Genomic DNA, 6,000 nt, shown 5'->3' with positions numbered 1-6,000 from the left:
GACGGGTGATGCCAACCTCAACGGGGCGGGCAACGACCTGGCAAACACCCTCACCGGCAACAGCGGAAACAACAGCCTGGACGGTGGCGCGGGCGCGGACAGCCTGGACGGCGGCGCCGGCGTCGATACCCTGGCCGGCGGGCTGGGCGACGACACCTTCGTGGCCGACGGAGCGGATCTGGTCGTCGAAGTCGAGGACGGCGGCACGGATATCGTACTGGCCTCGGCCGACCACAGCCTGGCGGCGAATGTCGAACACCTGACCCTGACCGGCAGCGGCCATATTGGCGGGACCGGCAATGCCCTGGCCAACGCCATCACTGGCAACATCGGCAATAACGCCCTGGACGGCGGCGCGGGCGCGGATACCCTGGCCGGCGGCCTGGGCGACGACACCTATACCGTCGACGATGCCGGCGATCTCGTCGTGGAGCTGGGCGGCAGCGGCATAGATACGGTGATCGCCTCGGTCAGCTATTCCCTGTTCGCCCGCTATGCCGAGAACCTGACCCTGACGGGGACGGACAACCTGAACGCCATCGGCAATTCGCTGCGCAATGTGATGACCGGCAATGCCGGCAACAACGCGATCGACGCGGCCGCGGGCAACGACCTGATCGACGGCGGCGCCGGAAACGACACCCTGACCGGCGGCCTGGGCGACGATACCTTCGTGGTCGACGCCGACGATGCCGTCGTCGAAGCCGAAGGCGGCGGCAACGACATCGTGCGGGCCTCGGTCAGCCACGTCCTGGCTGCCCACGTCGAGACCCTGGTCCTGACCGGAACCGGCGACCTGAACGGTACCGGCAATGCGTCGGCCAACACGATAACCGGCACCGCCGGCAACAACGCCCTGGACGGCGGGGCCGGGGCCGATACCGTGACCGGCGGCCTGGGCAACGACACCTACACGGTCGACCATGCCGGCGATGCGGTGGTCGAGGCCGGCGGCGAAGGCACGGACGCCATCATCGCCTCGGTCAGCTATTCGCTCGTCGGCCGGGCCGTTGAAAACCTGACCCTGACGGGCGCCGCCAACCTGACGGCCACCGGCAATTCGCTGGGCAACGGCCTTACCGGCAATGCCGGCAGCAACCTGCTGACCGGTGCGGCGGGCGACGACGTGCTGGACGGCGGCGCGGGCGCCGACAGCCTGACCGGCGGCGTGGGAGACGACACCTATTACGTCGACAATGCCGGCGACAAGGTCAACGAAAACCACCTGGAAGGCACCGATACCATCATCTCGTCGGTCAGCTATTCGCTGTTCGGCCGCGCGGTCGAAGCCCTGACTCTGACCGGGGCGGGACACCTGACCGCCACCGGCAACAGCCTGGCCAACAGCCTGACCGGCAATGCCGGCAACAATTGGCTGGACGGCGGCACCGGCGCCGACAGCCTGGCCGGCGGCGCAGGCGACGATACCTACAGCGTCGATAACGCCGGCGACGTCGTGACCGAAGCGACCGGCGAAGGCGCGGACGCGATCTTCGCCTCGGTCACCTATTCCCTGGTCGGACGGGCGGTGGAAAACCTGACCCTGACGGGCAGCGCCAACCTCGGCGGCACCGGCAATTCGCTGCGCAACAACCTGACCGGCAATACCGGTAACAACCTGCTGACGGGGGCGGCCGGCGACGACCTGCTGAATGGCAGCGCCGGCGCCGACAGCCTGTATGGCGGCCTGGGCGACGACACCTTCTACGTCGATAATGCCGGCGATAAGGTCTATGAAAACCACCTCGAAGGCACGGACACCATCCTTTCGTCGGTCAGCTATTCGCTATTCGGCCGCGCGGTCGAAGTCCTGACCCTGACGGGCGCCGAACATCTGACCGCCACCGGCAACGGACTGGCCAACAGCCTGACCGGCAACAGCGGCAACAATGTCCTGGAAGGCGGCGCCGGCGCCGATACCCTGGCCGGGGCGGCGGGTGACGACACCTACTATGTCGACGACATCGGCGACAAGGTGGTCGAACTGACGAGCGAAGGCACCGACCTGGTCCTGGCCTCGGTCAGCTATTCGCTGGCTGGCCGGGTGGTCGAAAACCTGACCCTGACGGGGACGGGCAATATCAACGCCACCGGCAATTCTCTGGGCAACAGCCTGACCGGCAACAGCGGCGTCAACAAGCTGGACGGCGGCGCGGGCCATGACCGGCTGGACGGCGGCGTGGGTGCCGACAGCCTCTATGGCGGCCTGGGCGACGACACCTTCTACGTCGATAATGCCGGCGACAAGGTCTATGAAAGCCACTTCGAAGGCCACGACCTGATCATCGCCTCGGTCAGCTATACCTTGTTCGGCCGCGCGGTCGACGACCTGGTCCTGAGCGGGACGGACAACCTCAGCGTCACGGGCAATTCGCTGAACAACAGCCTGACGGGCAATATTGGCAACAACGTGCTGGACGGCGGGGTTGGCGCCGATACCCTGGCCGGCGGCCTGGGCGACGACACCTATTATGTCGACTATAGTGGCGACGTGGTCAACGAGACCGGTGCGTCTGGCACGGACACCATTTTCGCTTCGGTCAGCTATTCCCTGGCCGGCCGCACGGTGGAATCCCTGATCCTGACGGGAACGGCCAATCTGAACGCGACGGGCAACGCCAGCGCCAACAGCCTGACCGGTAATGACGGCAAGAACCGTCTGGACGGCGGGGCGGGCAACGACAACCTGACGGGCGGCCTGGGCGCCGACGTCTTTGTCTTCTTCAGCGGCAAGGACACGGTGACCGATTTTACGGCATCGCAGAACGACTCGATCGACGTCCACGCCTATACGGCCGGTGTCGCCCATGCCGGCCTGGTGGCCCAGGTGGGGGCGGATGTGGTGATTACGCTTGGCGCCGGCAGCGTGACGGTGCTGAACGCCACCCAGGCCGACGTGCTCAGCCATATCGTCTGGTAAGGCGTCGATCTCGTCAGATTTTGTTGCAGGGGGAGGTCGCCGATTTTCCGTCGGCGCCCCACTTGCGGTACTTTTTGCTGTCGAGGTGAAAGCGGACACCGGAATAAAATCCCAGTCCGATTTGACTTTTCTGTCCGTTTTCGCGGTGCGCCAGGCACATCTCCCGGATCAATGTCGCCCTGGATATGTCGGTTTCCGGCAAAAGATCCAGGGCGAAGTAATATCGGTGCGCGCTGTGTTCCGCGCCGCCGGAGCATGTGTTGAGCTTGGCATTGCGGTAGCCTGAAACCGCCTGAACCTTGCCGATTCTCGGTTCGACTTCGGTCTTGATATAGCTGAGCGTGGTCGTGATGTTGGCCCAGACCTCTTGCGGCGGAATCTCAAAGGCCGAAGCCTTGCAGGCCTGCCAGGTCGAAGATGTCCTGAGGATTTGATAGGTGGGCAGGACATCGGCGACACCGTTCCTGGCCAGGTGGGCTTCAAAGGCCTGCACTTGTGTTTCCAGGTGATTGTCCGTCACCCAACCCTGAAAGGCGGCTTGCGATATGTAGGTGTCGGAAGGCGTCGAGGCGCTGGCTGAAGCGGAGAGCAGGGCGAGCGAAAGGATAACGGGATAGGCTTTCATGACAGGCTCTCCGGTTGTTATATAGTCTTGGTATGACGCCCTTCGGCTCCCGCGTTCATACGTGGGGGGCCACGATCAGGTTCGACTCCGCGAGAACATACGGAACATAACGGTAGTCCCGTATATATCGAATCTGCCCATTGTCCCATTCCAGCCACATCATATGGTTAGGCACCGCCGCGTCGCCTTCGAAGACTGCCATCACCTCGCGGCCTTCGACCCACGCCGGCATCAGACGAACCTCGCCATAGCCGGCATAGATGCCGAAGAACTCGCGCACCGTCGGTCCGGTGCGCAGCGGATAGGCCGATTGCTGCAGCCGGGCATCGTCTGCCAGCATGGCCCGCAAACCATCCCAATCCCGCGCATTGAACAGCGCGACATACCGCGCCACCTCGGGCGATGGCGCAGGCGTCGCGACCTCCGCTACCGGCCGGGTGGCCACGGCCCGCAAGCGGGCCCGGCCCCGCGCCAGGTGCCCCTTGACCCCGTCTACCGACAGATCCAGCAGCGCCGCGATAAAGCCCAGCGACTCCCCCATGACATCCTTCAGGATCACCACACTGCGCGGCATGACCGGCAGCTCCGAAAACCGCGCCATGGCCAATCCGACGGCCTGCTTTTGCATCAGTCTCGCCAGTGCGTCCTCCGCCCCGTCGTCGGCGACAGCGAAGGCGTTTTCCATCGGCTCGGTCCGCCGTAGCGTCCGTCCGCGCAACACATCCATGGCCCGGTTGTGCGCGATCCGGAACAGCCACGGCCGCAGCGGCGCATCCAGCTCCCGCCCCGGCAAAGCCGCAAGCGCGCGCAGAAAAGCGTCCTGCACGACGTCTTCCCCATCGATCACCGAGCCCATCAGCCGGGCGCAGTAGCGATGAAGTTCCGGCCGCAGCGAACTCAGTTCGGCCAATATGCCGGCATCAGACATCGGGTCCTTCCAGTTTGACGATCCCGCCATCCCGTGTCAGCGCGAAGGCGTCGCCATCGCCGTAGCGCGGGTCCTGCAGGATCGCCACGACCATATCGCCAAAATCACGCGGCGTCATCGGCGCACCGAAGCGGGAGAGGAAAGCCTCCGGCGCCATACCCATCTTCGCCGCATAGGCGGTCGAGCCGGCGTCACCCGTCCCGGTGCCGCCGACCATCTGGCGTGGCACAAGGGTCTGGAACCGCAGGCCCAGTTCCTTCTCTTGCGCCAGTCCCTGGGCATAGCGCGCCATGAACCACAGCATCCGCTTGGCGCCGCCGTAGCCGCCCGACATGGGGGAGCCGGAAATCGCCGCGCCGCTTGACGTCATCAACACCCGGCTGCCCGGTTTCAGCGGCAGGTTCAGCGCCGCCTGCACCCAATAAAGTCCGGCGCGAACATCGTGGTCCCAGGTGGCGGTAAAGTCCTCCCAGGTCATACGGTCGATAGACGCCATGGGCGGGGGCAATCCGGCATTCAGCACCACAATATCCGGCCGGACTTCGCTGAGGATACGCTGGGCCACGTCCGGGGCAGTGACATCGGCGGGACGGACGTCGACGCCCAGCCGTTGCTGCACGGCGTTCAGATCCGAAGACGCGCGCGCAACGACCGTGACTCGGGCGCCCTGCGCCGCCAGGGCTTCGACCAGCCCCAGGCCCAAACCGCGGCTGCCGCCGGTGACGATGACGGATGTGTTGTGAAGGTTCATGTGCCTTGGCTCCTCTATGGTCGGAGTTAAGACGTTTGAATCCTCTTAAAAGAGTCAGGTTCTGATACTTAAGCCGTAGACTGCTATACGCAGTCCGGCCCGTCACGCCATTCGCCCCGGCCTGCCGGCCTTCGTCGCGATCTCTCCTGGAGCGGACTGCGTTCAGATGGAAACGTTAAGCGGAACGCAGCCCGCTCTAGTTTTAAGTTTGCACGCTCCGCACGTTTACACGATGATTCCGTATAAATGTGCTTTGCTCTAGCCGACAGACACTGTTGCTGACGCCTGGGTCAGTTCATCGATCCGCGTCGCGTCGAACAGGGTTACCCCGGTGTCTTCATGTTCCTTGATCGACTTGTGCCCTATGGGCTCCTTGCCATTCTGGAGCAGGTAGATGTCGTAGGCCAGGATCTTCATCAGCGCCTGGATCGCGCTTTGGCGGCGTACCCATTCCGGCGTTTTGCGGGCCTCTTCGCCGGCAAACCATCGGCTGACCGCGGAGGAATCCTTCATTTTCATCACGGCGGCAATGCGCGTGTAGTGGACGAAGTTGTAGGTCTTCGCCAGCCCCAGGGCCTCGTGAAAAGATTCCGGGTCCTGCTCCATGTCGCTCCAGAATTCCGGTGATCTCAGGTGGGTGAGAAAGATTGTGCGCATCTGGCGCGCCTGGGCTGCCAACTTTTTCTGAAAATCTTCGGGGGGGGGGACGGAATCGGCCATGGCATTTTTTTCGTGATTGAATTGGGGTTATCGGGGAATCCGGACCGCTGTGTCGA

The 6,000-nt window shown here is 64.1% G+C and carries 5 protein-coding genes; 1 reads left to right on the top strand and 4 read right to left on the bottom strand.

Translation table 11 applies throughout. From position 1 onward, the window contains the following. On the top strand, window positions 1–2,920 hold a 2,920-nt coding region (locus ABAC460_RS50325), incomplete at its 5' end, for a beta strand repeat-containing protein (RefSeq protein ID WP_023451502.1). 13 nt (window positions 2,921–2,933) lie between these two features. Here ABAC460_RS50325 and ABAC460_RS26085 read toward each other — a convergent pair. The 4 genes from ABAC460_RS26085 to ABAC460_RS26070 all read right to left on the bottom strand — a co-directional run bounded on the left by ABAC460_RS26085 (window position 2,934) and on the right by ABAC460_RS26070 (window position 5,944). After that, window positions 2,934–3,545 (bottom strand): D-Ala-D-Ala carboxypeptidase family metallohydrolase, encoded by a 612-nt coding sequence (locus ABAC460_RS26085; protein WP_023451501.1) that lies wholly within the window; start codon window positions 3,543–3,545, stop codon window positions 2,934–2,936. 55 nt (window positions 3,546–3,600) lie between these two features. Then, on the bottom strand, window positions 3,601–4,473 hold the full coding sequence (locus ABAC460_RS26080; RefSeq protein WP_023451500.1) for a sigma-70 family RNA polymerase sigma factor: 873 nt from the start codon (window positions 4,471–4,473) through the stop codon (window positions 3,601–3,603). Beyond that, window positions 4,466–5,224: an SDR family oxidoreductase gene (locus ABAC460_RS26075; protein ID WP_023451499.1), complete on the bottom strand. Its 759-nt coding sequence runs from the start codon at window positions 5,222–5,224 to the stop codon at window positions 4,466–4,468. The genes ABAC460_RS26080 and ABAC460_RS26075 overlap by 8 nt, the downstream gene beginning before the upstream one ends. A 258-nt stretch (window positions 5,225–5,482) precedes the next feature. Then, on the bottom strand, window positions 5,483–5,944 hold the full coding sequence (locus ABAC460_RS26070) for a hypothetical protein (RefSeq protein WP_023451498.1): 462 nt from the start codon (window positions 5,942–5,944) through the stop codon (window positions 5,483–5,485). Window positions 5,945–6,000 lie beyond the last annotated feature (56 nt).

Source organism: Asticcacaulis sp. AC460, assembly GCF_000495795.1.
Lineage (GTDB): Bacteria > Pseudomonadota > Alphaproteobacteria > Caulobacterales > Caulobacteraceae > Asticcacaulis.
The sequence above is the reverse complement of the archived record's forward strand: the minus strand, read 5'-3'. Positions and strand labels throughout refer to the sequence as shown.